Here is a 20131-nt window from a genome sequence, read left to right on the forward strand (position 1 = left end):
CTCATTTTTGGCACCTCTTCGTCTTATTAGATTCAATTATCTGTTTGACACTAAGAGATGTCCACTTTTTATTCTAGCTGCATAAGGACAAAAAATGGCGCTATTTTGCTGTTTAGGCGGACTTTTGACGAAATAAGGGCAATAAATGGCCTTATTCTACTCTGATGCGCGACGAAAATCCGATTTTGCGCGGGAGGAATCCGAATAAGGCCAAATTGTACCGCTATTTCGGGAAAAGATTGCGAAACGGCCAAATAAGGCCAAATGATACCCTTATTTTCGGGCCGAAGCTCTTTTGGCGCTAAACTCATAAGCGAAACGCCTTAAGATGCACACGGCAGCAGAACAACGAAAGGAGCTCCCTCATCGAGGCGGCTCCTTTCGTTTTATTTGGACGATAACCGCAGCAACTCGCTGACCGTTACCAGCTTATACCCTTGCTCCGTCAGCTCCGAGACCAATATCCGAACGGCTTCCACGGTCTGGGAGCGATCCCCGTAGCCGTCGTGGAACAAAAGAACGCTGCCCGGAGCAACCGACTCCATTGTTTTCTCCACAATATGCCGGGCGCCGGGCTGCTCCCAGTCCGTGGCCGCTCCGTTCACCGCTCCAATGGCTTTGTAGCCCAATCTCCCCGCTACGCTTCCCACCAACTCATTAAAATCAAAATACGGAGGCCGGAACACGGCGGGTTTCCCGCCGGCAATCTGCTCAATTAGCCGCTCCGTTTGCACAAGCTCGTTCAAGCATTCTTGCTCGCTCAACCCGGTTAAATGGGGATGCGTCAAGGTGTGATTCCCGATTTCATGTCCATGTTCATGAACCAGCTTCGCCGTTTCCGGGCTTTGCTCGATTTGTTCGCCGATCATGAAGAAGGTCGCCTTCGCCCCCGCCTTGCGAAAAATGTCCAAAACCTGCGGCGTATACACGGGATTGGGTCCGTCGTCAAACGTAAACGCAACGGCCTTCTCCTCGGTGAACACCGCGTTGATTACAGCCGAATCAGCCATATGCCACAAAAACCCCCTTCTTTGCATTAACCCGATGATCGGAATCAACTTCCGCAGGCATGGGTTCCCAACACTCAGTTTGCATACTCTATTCTCGCTATTTTGCGATTATCCTTTTCCGGGAGTTCCCGAAGAGAGAACCTATCGCGCTGGATAAAAAAGGTTAACTTGTGGTATCTTTTTTATGCTTCTTCTGCTAGAATCTGGCATACATTCATTCGGATGAAAAGGAGTGGCAAAGATGCTGAGTGTCCTTTTGGTCGATGATGAACCTTGGGTTCTTGAGGGGCTGCAGTCGATGATTAACTGGAGCGCTTACGGTTTCCGGGTATGCGGGGCGGCCTCCAACGGTTCCGAAGCCTGGAGCCTGATGCGGCAGCACGAGCCGGCGCTGGTGTTCACCGATATCCGGATGCCGGTGCTGGACGGACTCGAATTGATTGAACGGTCCAACCGCATCCTTTCGAAGCCTCCGAAATTCGTCATTTTAAGCGGATACGACGATTTTGAATATGCCCGGACCGCCATGAGGCAGCGCGTTGCCGGATATTTGCTCAAACCGATTGACGACGAGGAGATCGCTTTGCTCCTGGCGCGGCTTGGTTCGACCATCGACGACGAGTTTAAAAAAGAGCAAAGTCTGGTCAAACAGCGCCAAGTTGTGCAAAACCATTACTTGAACCGGTTGATTCAAGGCGAAATCAACCCGATGCTGGAACGGCAGGCTGCCCTTTCGCTTGGCGTGTCGGAGACGGAGGAGCTTCGCTGCGTGATGCTGGAGTCGCCACCGCTTCCGGGAAACTTGGAGCAACGAATTCGGGAGGTTTTCCCTCCCCATGCCGGGTGTTTGTTTCAGGACAGCCGCGAACGGACGGGGTTCATCGTAAAATGCGGATCCATGCCGGGCCGGCAATGGGAGGAACAGGCCGAGCGTCTTTACAGGGAGCTCACCGAAGAGTGGAGTGAGCCGTTTGTTATGGCGATAAGCGAGAAGATGCACGGGATCCGGTCGATTCGAGATCTGTACATGCAATCGCGGGAGATCGCCAAGGCTAAGCGCGCTCAGGGCAAAACAGGCATTTTCAATTACGACGGGCCAAAGGCGGACCCGAAATATGCGCCTGTTCATAAAGAGAGGGAAAAATTCAAAGAACTGGCGGAACTTGTAAGCGAGGGCAAGGCGGAGTCCGTCGATTTTTTCGTTAGAAAGCTCTTTGCCTCTTTGGCGGAAGAACAGCTTGATCCGGAAGTGGTGAAAACCCATATCGCCGATTTGGAATTGACCTTTTGCCGGCAAATAGCCGGGATGAGCGGAGATTCGGAGGCGTTTATGCGGCAGCTTCAGCTGGAACACGGAAATTGGGCGGGAATGGACGGCCTTCCGGTGCTGAAGGGGTATGTGCAGAGCCTATGTTTGCAAGCGCTTACCAAACTAACCGAACTGAGAAAACAAACCGAATCGAATACTATTTTGCATGTGATTCAGCATGTGGACCGGGAATTCCGCCGGAAAATGCAGCTTCAGGAACTGGCGAAGCATTTTCACATGAACCCCGTGTATCTGGGACAGTTGTTCAAAAAGCAAACGGGCAGGCCGTTTAACGAATATTTGCATGAGAAACGGATCGAGGAGGCCAAAAGACTGCTGATCCGCACCTCGATGAAAATATCCGAGGTCGCTCTGCAGGTCGGTTACCCGAATGCGGATTATTTTATTAATAAATTCAAGGCAAAAACCGGGGTACTGCCTTCAGCCTACCGGAACGATCCCCGGCGAATGCAGATTCCCGGCGAAGGGACGGAGGAATGATGGGGAGAAAATGGAGACTCCGTAAAGTCGTCAACGATATTCCCTTGAACTACAAGCTTTTCCTGATCTATCTCATCGGTGTTTTGCTGCCGATCATGGTGTTGAATTTGTTGTTTATGGACCGGATGTCCGAGCTCGTCAAATCCAGAGAGGAGCAGAACCTGGACATTTCGCTCGAACGGGCCCGCAAGGATATCCATGATTACATCGACGGCGGGGTTGCGGTCGGATATGCGCTGAGCACCGACAAAACGCTGTATGAAATGCTGGACCGGACTTACGACAACCAGCTCGATTTCTATGAGGCCTACGACGAGCAGCTCCGAAAAAGAGTCATCGGCTATATTCCCGTGAACAATCAAATTCAGAGAATCACCGTCTTTACGAATAATCACTCCATCGTGTCGGGCGGCAACTACCAGATCATGGACGACGATGCGCTGCGGAGCGACTGGTACAGGCAGTGGGAAGCTTCAAGAGCTCCAGTGTTTGTTGCGGCCTTCCGTGCGCCTGAGGCCAGCGATACATATTCGACGGCACCGTATTTAAGCGTTATCGAGAAATTGGACTACTTCGACTCCTTTAATACCTACGAAAAGCTGCTCCGGATCGATTTCGACATCAGTAAAATCTACGACGTAATCATCCGGGAACAAGATTATCTGAACCTGTATTTGGTCAACGAGAACAACCAAATTATTATGTCTTCGGGCAGCGGTTACCAGCGGGGAGTCGGAATCGGCGCGGATTACCCTGTCTTTGCATTGGCTGCCGATCAAAAGGAGAAGGACGTTTACAAAGTTTCGTTGGGCGAGGCCAGATATGTGAAGGGCTGGACGCTCATCGGAATTACGGAGGGGACGCGAATCAGCAAAGCGATGCTGGACTTGCGGCTCTACGTCGGTTTTTTGGCGGCCATCGTCACCCTTTTCACCTCTCTTTTCATATTCATCATTTTGCGCTCTTATAATTACCGTGTGAAACGGCTGGCGCGCCATATGCAAAAGGTCACGAACGAGAAGTTCGATCTGATCCGCATCGATGAAGGACGGGACGAGATCGGCGGACTGATCAGGAACTTCAACCAGATGACGGCCCGGATCAACTCGCTGATCAACAACGTGTACAAACTGGAGATCCAGAAAAAGGATCTGGAGATGGAGCGGGTCAGGGCCGAGCTGAATTTTCTCCAGAGTCAGATGAATCCGCATTTTCTGTTCAACACGTTAAACGCGATTTTGGTCGTGTGCACCAAAAACAATTATTCCGACGTGACGGATATCGTCAAAAGCTTGTCGAGGCTGCTGCGGCGTCTCCTTAGCTGGAAGGAGGACATCGTTTCGATCGAGGAAGAGATGATGTTCATCGAGATGTACCTCAAAATCGAAAAATTCCGTTTCCGGGATAAATTCGAATACCGTTTTGACATTGCGGAAGAGGTTCTTGGGTATGGGATTCCAAAAATGAGTATCCAGCCGCTCGTAGAGAATGCCTGCAAGCACGGCATCCAGGCGGCCGACGGGCATGGGCTGATCACGGTCAGCGCCAAAATCGCCGACGCCCGGCTGCGCGTCGAAATCGCCGATAACGGAAAAGGGATTGAGGCGAGCAAGCTTCGGGAGATCATCATGTCGGTCCGAAACGAAAATTTAGCCGGCGCCAGCATCGGAATCCGGAACGTATACCGGAGATTGGAGCTCTTTTACGACGACCAGGTCCGGTTCGATATCGCCAGCCGTCCGGAGGAAGGGACTATCGTGTCTTTTGAAATTCCGGTCAAATTGCTTGATGGAAGTTCTAACACGATGAATGGGGGGAAGCCTTGATGAACGGACTGAGGTTTAAGGTTCTATTGATCGACGACGAACCGGGTGCTTTGGAAGGAATGCAGCTGTGGATCGATTGGCCGGAGCTCGGTTTCGAGGTGTGCGGAACTTGCGGCAACGGAGCCGAGGGGCTGCGTAAAATACATGAGCTTGCTCCCGACTTGGTCGTAACGGACGTCAATATGCCGCTGATGGACGGGTTGGAAATGATCGCGGCCTGGCAGCGGGAGCCGGGGAACAAGGCCGTCCACTTCGTCATTCTCAGCGGGTACAGCGAATTCGAATACGCTCGAAAGGCGATGCATTTTGGCATCAATCACTACCTGCTTAAACCCGTCATTGAAGAAGATGCATCGGAGGAGCTGAAAGAAATCTATCTGGAACTGGCCGAGGAAGCGGAGCGGGAGCGGTTCACCCGTCTCGCCGGCTGTGAGAAAATCGTTTCGCTGATCAAGGAACTGCTGCACGATAAGCTCAAAAGCGAAGAGGAGCTTAAGCCGTTGGAACGCATATCCGCCAGCCGGAGGAAATGGAATTTCTGCCTGGTCCAGACCCGGCCGTCGGATTTCGCGAAGCTGAGGAAAATGGCAACGGAAATGTTTGGCCCGGAGTCCTATGTTATTCTCGTCGATCTTGAGTTGGACAGCTTTGGCTTTGTTTTTGGGGACAATTCCGAATCGGAGGGGGAGGAGACTTGGCCAATGCTTAAGAACCTGGCGGAGCTTTACGCTCCTTACCGGGTTTTTATGGCTATAGGGGAAGGGCAGTCCGCGCTTTTTCGAATCGGGGAAAGCTACCGGACCGCGAAAAGGGCCATCGTCTACAAGTTCTTTGAACCCGAATATGAAGGTATTGCCCGCTACGAGGATACCCGGTGCCTTCCGCTTCAATATCACTATGATCAGGTCAAGCTGTTGGATGGAATTACTTCGGCCATGGAGCTGCTCGATTTATCCGCTTTTCGCTTGGAGGTGGAGACGGCGGCCCGGACTTTTCGGGAGGAGCTGGTATCTCCGGATATCGTAAGAAAAACGGTCGTTCACATGATGTTCCGGATTACGGAGTATGTGCGGGAATCCGGAGGAGAAAACGCCAATCGTTTGCTCGCTAAGTACGGCAAGCCGGGCTTTGACGAATCGATGATGAATCTGAACGATCTGATGAAAGAGCTGCAGGCGTGCGGCGAAGCGTGCATCGATGTACTGCGGGAGGAGCAAATCTTGAAATCGCAGGGAATCGGCCAGGAAATCATCGACTACATCCATGCGCATTTCCGTGAAAACCTGACGATCAAAAAGCTTTCCGAGATTTTTTATATCCACCCGGTTTACCTGGGGCAATTGCTGACGAAGAAAAACGGGGTCGGCTTCAACGAGCTGCTGCATGATTTGCGGATTGGGGAAGCCCTCCGATTGCTGAATGAAACCAGGATGAAAAACAGCGAAATTGCGGAGCAAGTGGGTTACGCCAATTACGGGCAGTTCCTCAAACAATTCGAAAAACGGAAAGGGATGTCCCCGAACGAATACAAAGACCATCACTCTTCCATGTTCTAAGATTTTTAGGGTTAATGCTTTAATTGTGCTATAGTTTCGGCTCTGGCGGCGCTTTTACAATAAAGATAAGTTACATGTAAGGGCTTACAAAGGCTCGGTGTAGCTATAACTATTCGGAGGTGCTTTACATGGGGGGTAAGTCCAAATCGCTGCTCCGGTTCGGCTTGCTTATGCTGCTGTCGCTCAGCGTCGTCCTCTCGGGATGCGGCGGCGGAAACGGCAATAATGCCGCGTCGGACGGCAACGGCAACGCCAAGCAGGAACCATCCTCAACCGGGAACGATAGCGGAGATAAGGTGGAACCGTTCAATATCAGCGTATTTATCGGGGAAGCCGGCCAGCAGCCGACGCCGGACAACAAGATCTATAAGAAAATCAAGGATGAGCTGGGAGCTACGTTCAATTTCGAATTTTTGGCGGGCGACATCGACCAGAAGCTAGGCGTCATGATCGCGGGCTCCGATTATCCCGACATGATGACCGGGAATACCAAACTGACGGCCGCGGGAGCCTACATTCCTCTTGAGGACCTGATCGAGAAAAACGCGCCCAATTTGAAAAAGCATTACGAAAAATACTGGAACATGATGAAGGATCCAAACGACGGACACATTTATATTTTGCCAAATTACGGAGTGTATAACGGCAAGCTGGAAAGCACCTGGTACTCCGGACCGGCCTTCTGGGTGCAAAAAGCGGTGCTGGAAGAAGCGGGTTATCCGAAAGTGAAAACCCTGGACGAATACTTTGACCTGATCGCGCAGTACAAGGCAAAGAATCCGACCATCGACGGCAAGCCGACGATCGGGTTTGAAATTTTGAACTATGACTGGAGAAACTGGGGCCTGTTCAACGCTCCGCAGCATCTGATCGGGCATCCGAACGACGGCGGGGTTGTCGTAAAGGACGGCAAAGCGGAAATTTTCGCCGATAAGGATTACGCCAAGCAGTATTACCAAAAGCTGAACGAGGTAAATGCCCAAGGCTTGATCGACAAGGAAACGTTTGTGCAAAACTATGACCAATATATGGCCAAAATCTCCAACGGCAACGTGCTTGGGATGTTTGACCAGCATTGGAACTTCCAAACGGCCGAGGACTCCCTGACTACCCAGAATAAATTGGAGAGAACTTATGTCGGCTTGCCTCTGGTTTACGATTCAGGCACCAAGGATCACTACCGCGACCGTGCGCCGCTGAATCTGAACAACGGCTTTGGGATCAGCGTGAACGCGAAGGATCCGGTTAAAATTATCAAGCTGCTGGACGCATTGATTACGGAAGACTGGCAAAAGACACTCTCCTGGGGCATAGAAGGAGAGGATTATATCGTCAATGAGGAAGGCAGATTTATGAAAACGCAGAAACAGCGGGATGACTTTACGGACGGGACATGGAAGCTCGGCAACAAAGCGGATGCGTATTTCAAGTTTGCGCCGAAAATCGAAGGCAGCTTTAACGATGGCAACTCAACGGACGCAGCCGCTCAACCGGAAGAGTACAAGGCGGGCTTGAAACCGTACGACAAAAAATTTCTGGATGCATACGGCTTTAACAGCTACGTCGATTTCTTCAGCGAACCGCCGGAAAACGAAGTTGCTTACCCGGCCTGGACAGTCGACCTTGTTGAAGGCTCGGAAGCGAAAATCGTCAACACGAAGCTGAACGACCTTTCGACCAAATTCCTGCCTAGGGCGATTCTGGCCAAACCGGCCGAATTTGACGGCGTCTGGAACGAGTATGTGTCGTCGATCGGCAAGGTGAACGTTAAGGCTTACGAGGATCGGATCAACGATCAAATTCAATGGAGAATCGATCATTGGAGCGAGTGAAATTCATAGCTTGAACCTCGGAAAGCGGAAGGCCTCATAGCCTTCCTCTTTCTGAAATTCACGGCTTGGCGGGGAGAACGATGTTATGGATGAGACCTTAGCGAAACAAAGAGCGGCCCGAAAGCCCCAAAAGGAGACGAAGCATCCCATCACCTGGTCGCTCATAAAAAGCCAGAAGCAGCTGATTTTCATGTCGGTTCCTCTGATGCTCTATATCATTTTGTTCGCCTATGTCCCCATCTGGGGATGGACGATGGCCTTTCAGGATTACAAGCCCGCCCGCGATTTCGGCCAGCAAACTTGGGTGGGATTCAAGCATTTCAAGTTTCTGTTTACGGACGACGATTTTTTGCGGGTGCTTAGAAATACGCTCGGAATGAGCATTATCAATCTGGTGCTCGGTTTTACCACCGCGATTATTTTAGCGCTGCTGCTGAATGAAATCAGGAAGGATTTTCTGAAAAGAGCGGTGCAGACGATCTCCTATCTGCCGCACTTTCTGTCGTGGATCATCGTAACCGGAATTGTAGCCACCTCGCTGGCCTCTGATGGAATCATCAACGACGTTCTGATGAGGCTGCATCTCATCAAGGAGCCGATCCTGTGGTTAAGCGAAGGCAAATATTTCTGGGGGATTGTCGGAGCCTCCCATGTGTGGAAGGAAGTCGGCTGGAATACGATCATTTATTTGGCGGCGATCGCCTCGATTGATCCGGCCCTGTATGAAGCCGCCGACATCGACGGCGCGAGCCGGTTTCGCAAAATGCGCCATGTAACCGTACCCGGCATTAAAGCCACTATCGTGATTTTGCTGATCATGTCGATCGGGCATATCCTGGAAGCCGGCTTCGAAGTACAGTACCTGCTCGGCAACGGGCTGGTCGTGGACTGGTCGGAAACGATCGATATCTTTGTACTGAAATACGGGATCGCTCAAGGCAATTATTCCCTGGCTACCGCCGGCGGTATTTTCAAAACGGTCGTTAGCGTCACGATGCTGCTTTTCGCGAACTGGACTGCGAAACGACTTGGGGAAGAGAGGTTGTTATAGGAGATGGCCAATCCATCGATCGCACCGCAAAAGACAACCGGCGCCGCTCTGAACCGGCGGATGGGAAGAAGCCGAATCGAGCCGATTCTTTTTAATACATTCAACGCCTTGTTTATGATTGTTTTGGTGGTGGTCACGCTGTATCCGTTCCTGAACACGATCGCGGTTTCGTTCAACGCCGGCAACGATACAATCCGGGGCGGGATTTACCTCTGGCCCCGGGAATGGACGATGCAGAACTATAAAGCGGTTTTCGTTTCGGGTACGATTTATGATGCGTTCTGGATCTCGGTGGCCCGGACGGTGCTTTCGACGCTGCTGAACATTTTTCTCACCACCATGCTCTCTTATACGCTCAGCCGGAGAGAATACGTATTCCGCAAGCCGATTACGCTCATTTTCATTCTGACCATGTATTTCAACGCCGGTCTCATTCCCGGGTATTTTCTGATCAAGGATTTGAATCTGATCAACAGCTTCTGGGTGTACGTCGTTCCGTCCATGATCAGCGCGTTCAACATGATCGTCATTCGCACCTACATCGGCTCGCTCCCGGAAAGCCTGGTGGAATCGGCCAGAATCGACGGAGCGGGAGACTTCAAGATTTTTCTGCGGATTATTTTGCCGCTATGTAAGCCCGTGCTCGCCACCATTGCTTTGTTCGTTGCCGTGGGAGCATGGAACGCCTGGTTTGACGCGTTTTTGTATACATCATCCAAGCAAAGCCTAAGTACGCTGCAATATGAGCTCATGAAGCTGCTGTCTTCGAGCATGAACTCCAACAACAATCCGGCAGTAGCGGCCGGAGCGGGGATGACGCGGGAATCCGCGGATATGGTAACCCCGTTATCGATCCGGGCCGCGGTGACGGTTGTGGCCTCCGTGCCGATTTTGCTCGTGTATCCGTTTCTGCAGAAATATTTCGTGGTTGGCTTGAATGTGGGAAGCGTGAAGGAATAACCGGTTTTTAAAAGGAGTGACGGCTGATGAGTACGATCGTAACACGCAAGGAACCGAAGCTTAAGGAGCTGTTCGCGAACGATTTTAAGATCGGGGCGGCCGTGAATCCGCGAACCATTCAAACTCAGGCCGAATTGCTCGCCTATCATTTCAACAGCATTACCGCGGAGAACGAAATGAAATTCGCCAGCATTCATCCGGAGGAAGGCGTCTATGCGTTTGAGGAGGCCGATAGGCTTGCTGCGTTTGCCAAGCGGCACGGGATGTCGATGCGCGGTCATACGCTGGTATGGCATAACCAGTCGCCGGGCTGGCTGTTCGGGGACGGGCAGGGAGGGCCGGCGAGTAAAGAAACGCTGTTTGCCCGAATGAAGGAGCATATCGATACAGTGGTAGGACGCTACAAAGACGATATTTACGCCTGGGATGTGGTGAATGAGGCGGTTTCCGACGAAGGTGAGGAGCCGCTTCGGAGGTCCAAATGGCTGGGGATTGCCGGACCCGAATTTATCGCGAAGGCGTTCGAATTTGCGCATGATGCGAATCCCGATGCGCTGCTTTTTTATAACGATTACAACGAAACCAACCCGCAGAAAAGGGACTACATTTTCACGCTGCTCAAAACGCTGATCGATCAAGGTGTGCCGGTCCACGGCATGGGCATGCAAGCGCATTGGAATCTGTTCGACCCCGGTATGGATCACATTCGCGCCGCGATCGAGAAATATGCTTCACTTGGGCTGCAGATTCAGCTCACGGAGCTGGATATCTCGGTGTTCCGCCACGAAGACCGGCGTACGGACTTGAAGGCGCCAACCCTGGATATGCTGGAGCTGCAGGCGCAGCGTTACGGGAATCTGTTCCGCCTGCTTAAGGAATACCGCGACGTCATCGGATCGGTCACCTTTTGGGGAGCGGCGGACGATTACACCTGGCTGGATGATTTTCCGGTACCGGGCCGCAAAAACTGGCCGTTTCCGTTCGACGAGCAGCATCGTCCGAAGGCTGCGTTTAAGCGGATTGCGGGGACTTGCGGCGGGGAGCGGGTTCCGGAATAGAACGGGAGTTTTGCCGCCGGGAGGGGGGCGCACCGGAAATGGAATTGGGGCCGATGGTCCGCTGCGGCTCCCTCCTGCGGAGAAAACGCGGTTTTGGGTAAATGACGCCTTCGTATGGTTTTTGGGATACGGGGGCGTCTTTTCTTTTGACTGTTCGCACGCATCTGTTGATGTCGATATTTGTCGGCTTGATTTGGGTAAATATCTGCCCGATATGGTCATGGCTAGTCCGGAAATGAAATGATAGATTTAGGGTGAAACGGTGTCTGTCGGTATTAATCGGCAGCAGTGGATGAAAAGGAGCGAAATCGATGGATAACGTGATCACATACAGTAACCCTGTATTATCCGGCTTCTATCCCGATCCCAGCGTTATTCGGGTGGGAGAGGATTATTACCTGGCGGTCAGTTCTTTTGAATATGTTCCCGGCCTGCCGATTTTCCACAGCAAAGATTTGATCCATTGGCGGCAAATCGGGCATGCGCTGACCCGCGAGAGCCAGATCGATTTATCGGAGCGCCGAAGCTCAAAAGGAATTTTCGCCCCGACGTTACGCTATCATGAGGGCGTTTTCTATATTATAAACACCGATGTGACGGGCATCGGGAATTTTTACATCACGGCCGGCGACCCGGCCGGTCCATGGAGCGATCCGATCCGGGTGCCGTTCGGCAATATCGATCCGTCCCTCATGTTCGATCGGGACGGCAAGGTCTATGTTACCGCACAGTCCGGGGAAGGAGCCGATTCGCATATCATCCAGTATGAAATCGATATTGCGACCGGGGAAGCGCTCAGCGACCCGGTTGTGGTTGCCGAAGGGGACGGCGGAATTTGGACGGAAGGGCCTCATCTCTATCATATCGGCGACAGGTATTTCCTGATTTGCGCCTGCGGCGGAACAGGCCGCGATCACCGGGTACTTGTATATAGGGGAGATGCGCCGTACGGGCCCTTCGAAATGATGCCCCGGCCCATGCTGACCCACAACCGTCTGCCGGATCATCCGGTACAAAATGTCGGTCATGCCGAGCTCGTCGAGGATACCGAAGGAAGATGGTGGGCGCTGTTTCTCGGCGTAAGAGCCATTGACGGCGAATACAGCCCGCTTGGCCGGGAAACCTTTTTGGCTCCGGTGTACTGGACGGAGGAGGGGTGGCCCATGGTGGACAATAACGAGGGTTCGGTCCAGTTTGAAATGACGATCGACAGATCATGGCCAGCTGCTGCGTTAGTTGACGATACAAAAGGCGTCCGCGAAACGGGCTCTGCCGAATGGCGGGATGATTTCGACGGGGAGCTGCTCGAGGGATCGCAGTGGATTTTTCCGATGTCGCGGCCGGGGGAACGGATTTCTTTGACGGCCCGTCCGGGTTACGCGGTGCTTCGGGGCAGTGCCTTTTCGCTGCGCGACTCGGCTCCGGGGCTATTCCTTGGCGCTCGTCAGCGGCACCTCCGGGCATCCGTGACTTCTGCGGTGGAATTTATGCCGCAGCGTAATGGAGAGGAGGCCGGACTGGCCGTACGGCTGAACGAACTCGGACATTTGACGCTTTCCGTTCGCCGGAATGAGGAAGGAAAGCGGGTTCTGACTGCGGCTGCCGTGGATCAAGGCGAGATGGCCGTGCTGGCGGAGACGCCGCTGGCAGGACCTCGTGTCTGGCTTCGCATCGCGGCGGGGGAGCGGGATTACGCGTTTGCGTATTCGCTGGACGGCAGCAGCTGGAGCAGCTTCGCCGCACCGGTACCGGCAAACGTCGTATCGCCTGAGCGCAACGGAGGATTTACCGGAGCGGTATTCGGCCTGTTCGCGACGGGGAACGGCAAAGACTGCGACTCATGGGCTTATTTTGACGATTTCAGTTATCTTCCGCTATCGTGACGATTTACGGTTTGCTTTAGCTTTACGTTTAGGACTGAAGGACAACGACAAGGAGGCTGACTTGAAATATGACGGAACCTCAAGGGGTCTATTATACGGGCCGGTATCGCAACGTATTGGCGGAGTTCGGCTACGACGAGCGGGAAATCCTGAATCGTCTGGCGGATGCCTGGCGGCGGCTGTTTGAAGGCGGCGAGGATACGCGGATTTACTACCCGCAAGGGGACGACCTCGGGTATATGCTTGATACGGGCAATCTCGATGTGCGCACCGAGGGCATGTCCTACGGAATGATGATGGCCGTACAGCTTGACCGTCAGGACGTGTTTGACCGGCTGTGGAAGTGGACGAAGACATATATGTTCATGACGGACGGAGAAAACGCGGGATACTTCGCTTGGTCCTGCAATCCGGACGGCACGCCGAGATCCAACGGACCGGCGCCGGACGGCGAGGAGTATTTTGCGATGGCCCTGCTGTTTGCTTCCCATCGCTGGGGCGATCGCGAGGCGCCTTTTGACTACGGCGCTAAAGCTCGCGATTTGCTTCGGACCTGCCTGCATCAAGGCGAGAACGGAGTCGGCCACCCGATGTGGAATCCGCACAACAAGCTGATCAAATTCGTTCCGAATTGCGAGTATTCCGATCCTTCGTACCATCTGCCGCATTTTTACGAGCTGTTTGCGCTGTGGGCCGATCCGGCCGACCGGCCGTTTTGGAAGGAAGCGGCCGAAGCCAGCCGGGCTTATTTGAAAATATCCTGCCATCCGGTAACGGGGCTTGCTCCGGAATATGCCTATTACGACGGAACGCCGAATAACGAGCGGGGATTTGGACATTTTTTCAGCGATTCTTACCGGGTTGCCGCCAATCTTGGGCTGGACGCGGAATGGTTTGGCGCCGATCCTTGGGAGCGGGAGGCCGCGGACAGGATTTTGGCCTTCTTTGCCGATAAAGAGCCGGAGGACTACCGCCGGTACACCATTGCGGGCGAGCCGTTCGAAGAGAAAGCCCTGCATCCCGTCGGGTTGTTGGCGACGAATGCAATGGCAGCGCTTGCAGCAAATGGTCCACATGCCCGCAAAGCCGTTGAGCTGTTCTGGAACACCCCGGTCCGTACGGGTGAACGAAGATATTACGATAATTGCTTGTATCTGTTTGCGTTGCTCGCGCTGAGCGGGAATTACCGGATTTGGGGTCCTTAGGGGTCAGCAATTCGTTTGTCGCAATACAGCAAGAAAGCTGTTCCCATGCAGGGAGGATCTACCGATCCCCCTGTATGGAACAGCCCTGCAACTTGTTTTGGCTTAGCTTTCCCGGACAATATCCGCCAGCAGCTCGTAGGAGCGAAGGCGGGCCTTGTGATCGTAAACTTGTGCGGCAACGATGATTTCATCCGCTTGGGTTTCCTGCAGCAGCTGGTCCAGCCGACGCCGCACCGTCTCCGGCGAACCGACGGCGGAGAAACTCAGCTGGCTCTCGATCAACGTCTTTTCCTGCGGGGTCCACAGGGATTCCATGCTGCCGACCGGCGGATTGAGCTGTCCGACATGCCGGCGGATGAGGCCCAGGAACTGCTGCTGCTGGGAAGTAGCCAGCCGCTGTGCCTCTTCATCTGTATCGGCGACGATAACGCTCATTCCGACCATGGCGTAAGGGGCGGACAGCTCCTCCGAAGGACGGAACCCGCTGCGGTACAGCTCCAGCGCCGGCATTAAATAGTCCGGCGCAAAATGACTGGCGAAGGCAAACGGCAGACCGAGCTGGGCCGACAGCTGCGCGCTGAAGCCGCTGGAGCCAAGCAGCCAGATCGGGATGTTCAGGCCTTCGCCGGGAACCGCCCGCACCCGCGGGCCTGCGCCCTCCGCCGGGCGCAGGTAGCTCCGGAGCTCGCTAAGCCGCTCCGGAAAGTCCTGGCCGTCGCTGCCTTGTCCGCGCCGCAGCGCCTGCGAGGTGAGCGGGTCCGAGCCGGGCGCGCGGCCCAGTCCCAAATCGATCCGCCCCGGGTAGAGCGATTCCAGCGTGCCGAACTGCTCGGCGACGACCAGCGGCGCGTGGTTCGGCAGCATGATGCCGCCGGAGCCGACGCGGATCGATTTGGTACCGCCGGCGACGTGGCCGATCACGACCGCCGTCGCCGAGCTGGCGATGCCGGGCATGCTGTGGTGCTCCGCAAGCCAATAGCGGTAATATCCCCAGTCCTCGGCGTGCCGGGCGAGGTCGAGCGTGTTACGGAGCGACTCGGCCGCGCTGCTGCCCACGTTGATCGGGGCGAGATCCAGGATGGATACCGGGATGTCGGATAAACGCTTTGTAATAGAATGAGACGAATTGAACATTCTTCGAGCCTCCTTTATCTTGCTATATAATGAACCAGCCAAGAAGCTTACTCTTCGCCAGGCTAAAAACCTAATTCTTATTATATCGAATTTAAGATAAATAGGCACTGCACACGAAATATATGAATGGGAGGAAGCAAAAATGCCAGATAACCGAACCATCACCAACCCAATCTTGCGCGGTTTCAATCCGGATCCGTCGATCTTACGGGTCGGGGACGACTACTATATCGCCACGTCAACGTTCGAGTGGTTTCCCGGCGTGCAAATTCACCATTCCAGGGATCTCGTTCACTGGAAGCTGATCACGCACCCGCTCACGAGGACTTCGCAGCTTGATATGCTCGGCAATCCCGGCTCCTGCGGCATCTGGGCGCCTTGCCTGAGCTACGACAACGGCGTTTTTTACCTTATTTACACAGATGTGAAAAGCCGAACCGGGGCGTACAAAGATACGCCGAACTATCTGGTGACGGCGACCGATATCCGGGGACCTTGGTCCGAGCCGGTTTATTTGAACGGCAGCGGCTTCGACCCTTCCCTGTTCCACGATGATGACGGCCGGAAGTGGCTCGTGAACATGCTGTGGGATCCGCGGAAGGGCAAAAACCATTTCGCCGGCATCGTTCTCCAGGAATATGATCCGACGCTGCGAAAACTCGTAGGCCCGATCAAGAACATTTTCAAAGGGACGGATTTGAAGCTGACCGAAGGTCCGCATTTGTACAAAAGAAACGGTTTCTACTATTTAATGACGGCAGAGGGGGGGACGTTTTACGATCATGCGGTGACGATGGCCCGTTCGAAGACGATTGACGGTCCTTACGAGGTCGATCCGGCGAATCCGATCCTGACGTCGTCCGGCAAGCCGTACCTCGCGCTTCAAAAAGCGGGCCACGCCTCCATTGTCGAAACGCAAACCGGGGAATGGTACATGGTTCATTTGACGGGACGGCCGGTCAAAGACGAGTTTTGTACGCTTGGACGGGAAACGGCGATTCAAAAAGCCGTCTGGACGGAAGAAGGCTGGTTCCGGCTGGAGACCGGAGGCAATGAGCCGCAGGTGGAAGTGGCAGCGCCGGACCTGCCTTCGCATCCTTTTGAACCGGAGCCGGAGGTGGACGAATTTGACGGGGAAAAGCTTGGTATCCATTGGAATACGCTGCGCGTTCCTCCTGAGGAAGATTGGCTGACGCTGAGCGAACGGAGAGGTTATTTGCGCCTCCGCGGGCGGGAATCGCTAAACTCTCTTCACCGGCAGAGCCTTGTGGCCAGACGGCAGCAGTCCTTTTACTGCCTGGCGGAGACGGTGGTGGAATTCGAACCGGATTATTTTCAACAGATGGCGGGGCTGATTGTTTATTATGATCAGGATGACCATGTATATCTGCGTATCTCCCGCGATGAAATCAAAGGAAAAAGCCTAACTATCATTCAAACCAAATCCGGCGTTTACGATGAACTTCTGGAAGAGGAGGTCTCTATCGACGGAGTAAGCCGCTGCGGGCTGCGGGTTGAAATCGAACGGGAAGTGGCGCGGTTCAGCTACAGCACCGACGGGGAGAACTGGCGCCGAATCGGCCCTGCGATCGATGTCAGCCACCTGTCCGACGACCGGGCTCAGAACGTGCGGTTCACCGGAACCTACCTCGGCTTATGCGCGCAGGATTTGGGCGGTACCGGAATGCATGCGGATTTCGATTACTTCATATATAAGGAACTGGATAAAGCGATCGAATAAAGGGGGCGTCGCGCTTTACAATTTTACAAAAGTCGAAGATTTTTGGTGAGGGTGAAGAGGAGGCCCCCGAATAGCGGTGCTTTTTATCCTTATTTCTCGGGTTATCGGCATATTCTCGAAAATAACGGCGCAAAATGTCTCTATTCTCCTCCAGCCGCCCTAATAAATCCATATTTTTGGTTATCTTCAGGAGAATAGCGGTATTTTATACCGCTATTTCTGTGTTAAATGGTAGAAACATTAAAATAGAGCCCCAATAGGGCGTTATTTCATTCCAGTCGCTTTTAAAAGCGGTAGATCGCTCATCGGTGAACCAAGCTATTTTGGTATAGTTAAACGATGTCTTTCTTGAAGTAATAATGATGGCTTCCGAGGGGAGCTTCGTCAAGTATGGCAACTACACGATAACCGTTCTTTTGATAAAATTCAGGTGCCTGAAAGCGGAAGGTATTCAGCTTAATAAACGTACAGCTTTTTTCTTTAGCGATGTCCTCAATAAGTTTTAACAGGCGGGTCCCGTAACCCATTCTCCGGAGACTTTCCTCTATCCAAAGAATATCTACTTTAACCCAATTCCAACAGAGTACGGCCAACAATCCGCCAATAATCCGGCCACCATCATCCTTGATGGACAAATTGATGTCTTCGTAACGGGAACTTAGACCCTCGGGAACATGCTCCGCGTTAAATTCAATTAATCTTCTTCGAATATATTTACTTTCTTCTTCGTTTCCAAAAGAAATATTCGGCTCATGATCCATGTGAATCCCCACTTTATGGGTTTGTGATGGCTTGGGGCGGAATCGAACCGCCGACACAAGGATTTTCAGTCCTTTGCTCTACCGACTGAGCTACCAAGCCGAATTTTCGTCTTGTTGGAGGCTGCCTCCCTGAAGACTGTGTATCTTGATTTAAGAAAAAACAAAAAGCCCCCCGTCCGGAAAGGGACGAGGAGCCGTGGTACCACCCTAATTAGAACACACCCTGCGGCGGTTCTCACTTAATATCATAACGGAAAAATTCCGGTGCCCTCTACTTGCGGTAAATGGTTTCAAGGGACTGCTCGGGAGTGAACTTCAATCAACCCTGTTCTTTAGAAACGCTCTCAATCTCCGGCGTTTCCTCCCTGTAAAAAAGTATTGATCTACTTTTCTCCGTCTTTGCATTTTGTACGGTATTTAATTTTTTCTTATCATATGTTAAATACTGGATGAAGTCAATAACCACTTTTGACTATCCAATATTTTTTATGGTCTGCTCAATCGAACTCTCTTTTTATTTCACATCTTACCTTCCATCCATCAACCCTTCACCGCGCCGGCGACAACGCCTTTGACAATGTATTTTTGCAGGAAGATGAACACGATGATCGATGGCAGCACGGCCATAACCATGGCGGTCATCGCATATTGCCAGTCGGAGGTGTATTGTCCGACGAAAGTGTAAGCGGCGAGCGTCAACGTTTTGGTCGTCGGCGAACCGTTTACCATAAGCAGCGGGAGCAGGAAGTCGTTCCAGATCCACATCACGTCGATGATGATGATCGTGGTCGTGACCGACTTCAGCAACGGGAAGATCACGCTGAAGAACAACCGGAAGCCCGAAGCGCCGTCGATGGTGGCACTTTCGTCGATTTCCTTCGGAATTCCCTTCACGAAGCCGTGGTAGATAAACAGGGCGAGCGGTGCGCCGAAGCCCCAGTACAGAATCCCCAGTCCCCAGGTGCTGTCGGACAAGTGAAAGTTTTTCGCCATTTGCAATACCGTCAGCATGATCGATTGGAACGGAATAAGCATCGGCATGATGCAGATGAAGTAAATAATTCCGCTCATTCGGGATTTGGTCCGCGCCAGCTTGTAAGCGGCGATCGAAGAGATCAGGACGATCCCCGCCAGGCCCAATACGGTAATGACGGCGTTGTTCAGGAACAGCCGCGGATAATTGATGAACTTCCAGACGTACGAATAGTTGCTGAACGCCAGATGTTTCGGCAAAGCGATCACGTCGGTCATGACCTCGGAGAAGCTTTTAAGCGAGTTGATGATGGTCAGGAACAAAGGATACAGGAACAAGAGAGAGAGAAGCACCATGACGATTTCAAGGACGATGCGCCCCGCTGTTTTCTGTTTCATTATGCCTCAACCTCCCTGCGTTTGAAGATGGTCAATTGAATGATGGTGACGATCAGGACGGCGACGAACAGGATGAGCGCTTTGGCGGTTCCGTAACCGTACAGGTTGTTCTGGAACGTATCGCGGTAAATATCGTACGCCATGCTGTAAGTCGTGCCGCCGGGACCCCCGCCGGTCAGCGACAGAATCACGTCGAAGACCTTGATCGAGTTGGTCAGCGCCATAAAGACGGAAATCGTAATCGAAGGCGCAAGCAGCGGCAGTGTGACATTGAAGAACCGGCGAACCGGCCCGGCACCGTCCACGGTGGCGGCTTCCTTCAAATCATCCGGAATCGACTGCAGACCGGCGATGTAAATGACCAGATAAAAACCGATGGACTGCCAAATCGAGACGAGCAGAATCGAGACGAACGCAAGTCCCGGCGTGCCGAGCCAGCTAAGGTCGAAAATCCCCCAGCCCGTACTGTTGCCCAGCGACTCGAACCCTTGCATAAAAATGAATTTCCAGATGAAGCCGACGATGACAAGGCTAAGAATGTACGGAATGAAAAACGCCGCTCTCAGCCAATTCGTGGACTTCAGCTTCATGTCCAGAACCAGCGCCAGCAAAATCGCCAGCACATTAATCAGAACGATATAAAGGATCGCGTACTTCACGGTAAACCAGGCGGCGTGGCTAAAGTTGGCGTCCCCCGTGAAGATTTGATGGAAATTGTCGAATCCGATGAATTTCGGATGTTTGGAGATCCCGTTCCATTTGGTCAGGGAGTAGCGAATCGTCATGACGAACGGATAGTAGAAGACAGCGATGACGGCGATAAGGATCGGCAGCGTAAAGATCCCAAACTCCAGTTTTTCGGCCCGTTTTCTCCCCAGTTTTAACATAAAGCACCTCTTTTTCGCAGCGTTTTGTTGAACATCCGGCAGATCT

15 protein-coding genes, 1 tRNA gene and 1 other annotated feature are annotated in these 20131 nt (G+C 52.9%); of the genes, 10 read left to right on the top strand and 6 right to left on the bottom strand.

From position 1 onward, the window contains the following. Positions 1–386 precede the first annotated feature (386 nt). Positions 387–1010: a polysaccharide deacetylase family protein gene (locus ACI48K_RS25215; protein WP_475030388.1), complete on the bottom strand. Its 624-nt coding sequence runs from the start codon at positions 1008–1010 to the stop codon at positions 387–389. Positions 1011–1251: 241 nt separating this feature from the next. Between ACI48K_RS25215 and ACI48K_RS25220 the strand changes: the two genes are divergently transcribed. The 9 genes from ACI48K_RS25220 to ACI48K_RS25260 all read left to right on the top strand — a co-directional run bounded on the left by ACI48K_RS25220 (position 1252) and on the right by ACI48K_RS25260 (position 14191). Beyond that, positions 1252–2820 (top strand): helix-turn-helix domain-containing protein, encoded by a 1569-nt coding sequence (locus ACI48K_RS25220; RefSeq protein WP_475030389.1) that lies wholly within the window; start codon positions 1252–1254, stop codon positions 2818–2820. Further along, positions 2820–4646 carry a sensor histidine kinase gene (locus ACI48K_RS25225; RefSeq protein WP_475030407.1) on the top strand — a complete coding sequence of 609 codons (1827 nt, stop codon included), beginning with the start codon at positions 2820–2822 and terminating at the stop codon, positions 4644–4646. Before ACI48K_RS25220 ends, ACI48K_RS25225 begins: the two co-directional genes overlap by 1 nt. Then, entirely contained in the window at positions 4646–6202 is a 1557-nt protein-coding gene (locus ACI48K_RS25230) for a response regulator (RefSeq protein WP_475030390.1), read from the top strand. Before ACI48K_RS25225 ends, ACI48K_RS25230 begins: the two co-directional genes overlap by 1 nt. A 128-nt stretch (positions 6203–6330) precedes the next feature. After that, the gene (locus ACI48K_RS25235; RefSeq protein ID WP_475030391.1) at positions 6331–8034 is read left to right on the top strand and encodes a type 2 periplasmic-binding domain-containing protein; all 1704 of its coding nucleotides are present in this window, start codon (positions 6331–6333) and stop codon (positions 8032–8034) included. 85 nt (positions 8035–8119) lie between these two features. Next, positions 8120–9085 carry an ABC transporter permease gene (locus ACI48K_RS25240; RefSeq protein WP_475030392.1) on the top strand — a complete coding sequence of 322 codons (966 nt, stop codon included), beginning with the start codon at positions 8120–8122 and terminating at the stop codon, positions 9083–9085. Positions 9086–9088: 3 nt separating this feature from the next. Further along, on the top strand, positions 9089–10045 hold the full coding sequence (locus ACI48K_RS25245) for a carbohydrate ABC transporter permease (RefSeq protein WP_475030393.1): 957 nt from the start codon (positions 9089–9091) through the stop codon (positions 10043–10045). Between the two features lie 26 nt (positions 10046–10071). Continuing rightward, positions 10072–11103: an endo-1,4-beta-xylanase gene (locus ACI48K_RS25250; protein WP_475030394.1), complete on the top strand. Its 1032-nt coding sequence runs from the start codon at positions 10072–10074 to the stop codon at positions 11101–11103. Positions 11104–11414: 311 nt separating this feature from the next. After that, on the top strand, positions 11415–12986 hold the full coding sequence (locus ACI48K_RS25255) for a glycoside hydrolase family 43 protein (RefSeq protein ID WP_475030395.1): 1572 nt from the start codon (positions 11415–11417) through the stop codon (positions 12984–12986). 68 nt (positions 12987–13054) lie between these two features. Further along, on the top strand, positions 13055–14191 hold the full coding sequence (locus tag ACI48K_RS25260) for a family 8 glycosyl hydrolase (protein WP_475030396.1): 1137 nt from the start codon (positions 13055–13057) through the stop codon (positions 14189–14191). A gap of 102 nt (positions 14192–14293) precedes the next feature. Here the strand turns inward: ACI48K_RS25260 and ACI48K_RS25265 are convergent, their stop codons facing one another. Continuing rightward, the gene (locus ACI48K_RS25265) at positions 14294–15325 is read right to left on the bottom strand and encodes an LLM class flavin-dependent oxidoreductase (RefSeq protein ID WP_475030408.1); all 1032 of its coding nucleotides are present in this window, start codon (positions 15323–15325) and stop codon (positions 14294–14296) included. A 142-nt stretch (positions 15326–15467) separates the two neighbouring features. Here ACI48K_RS25265 and ACI48K_RS25270 point away from each other — a divergent pair, with 142 nt between their 5' ends. After that, positions 15468–17066: a glycoside hydrolase family 43 protein gene (locus ACI48K_RS25270; protein WP_475030397.1), complete on the top strand. Its 1599-nt coding sequence runs from the start codon at positions 15468–15470 to the stop codon at positions 17064–17066. Positions 17067–17398: 332 nt separating this feature from the next. On the opposite strand, the gene ACI48K_RS25275 is transcribed toward ACI48K_RS25270, so the two are convergent. The 4 genes from ACI48K_RS25275 to ACI48K_RS25290 all read right to left on the bottom strand — a co-directional run bounded on the left by ACI48K_RS25275 (position 17399) and on the right by ACI48K_RS25290 (position 20085). Next, positions 17399–17827, bottom strand: a complete 429-nt coding sequence (locus ACI48K_RS25275; RefSeq protein WP_475030398.1) for a GNAT family N-acetyltransferase — start codon at positions 17825–17827, stop codon at positions 17399–17401. Between the two features lie 27 nt (positions 17828–17854). Further along, a tRNA-Phe gene (locus ACI48K_RS25280) sits at positions 17855–17927 on the bottom strand. A 79-nt stretch (positions 17928–18006) separates the two neighbouring features. Beyond that, positions 18007–18236 (bottom strand) — a binding site (T-box leader). A 131-nt stretch (positions 18237–18367) separates the two neighbouring features. Further along, a complete protein-coding gene (locus tag ACI48K_RS25285; protein WP_475030399.1) occupies positions 18368–19198 on the bottom strand; it encodes a carbohydrate ABC transporter permease in 831 nt (276 codons plus the stop codon). Further along, complete coding sequence (locus tag ACI48K_RS25290; RefSeq protein ID WP_475030400.1) at positions 19198–20085, bottom strand: carbohydrate ABC transporter permease; 888 nt, start codon at positions 20083–20085, stop codon at positions 19198–19200. Before ACI48K_RS25290 ends, ACI48K_RS25285 begins: the two co-directional genes overlap by 1 nt. Positions 20086–20131: the final 46 nt, after the last annotated feature.

The sequence above is a fragment of the Paenibacillus terrisolis genome, assembly GCF_056171975.1.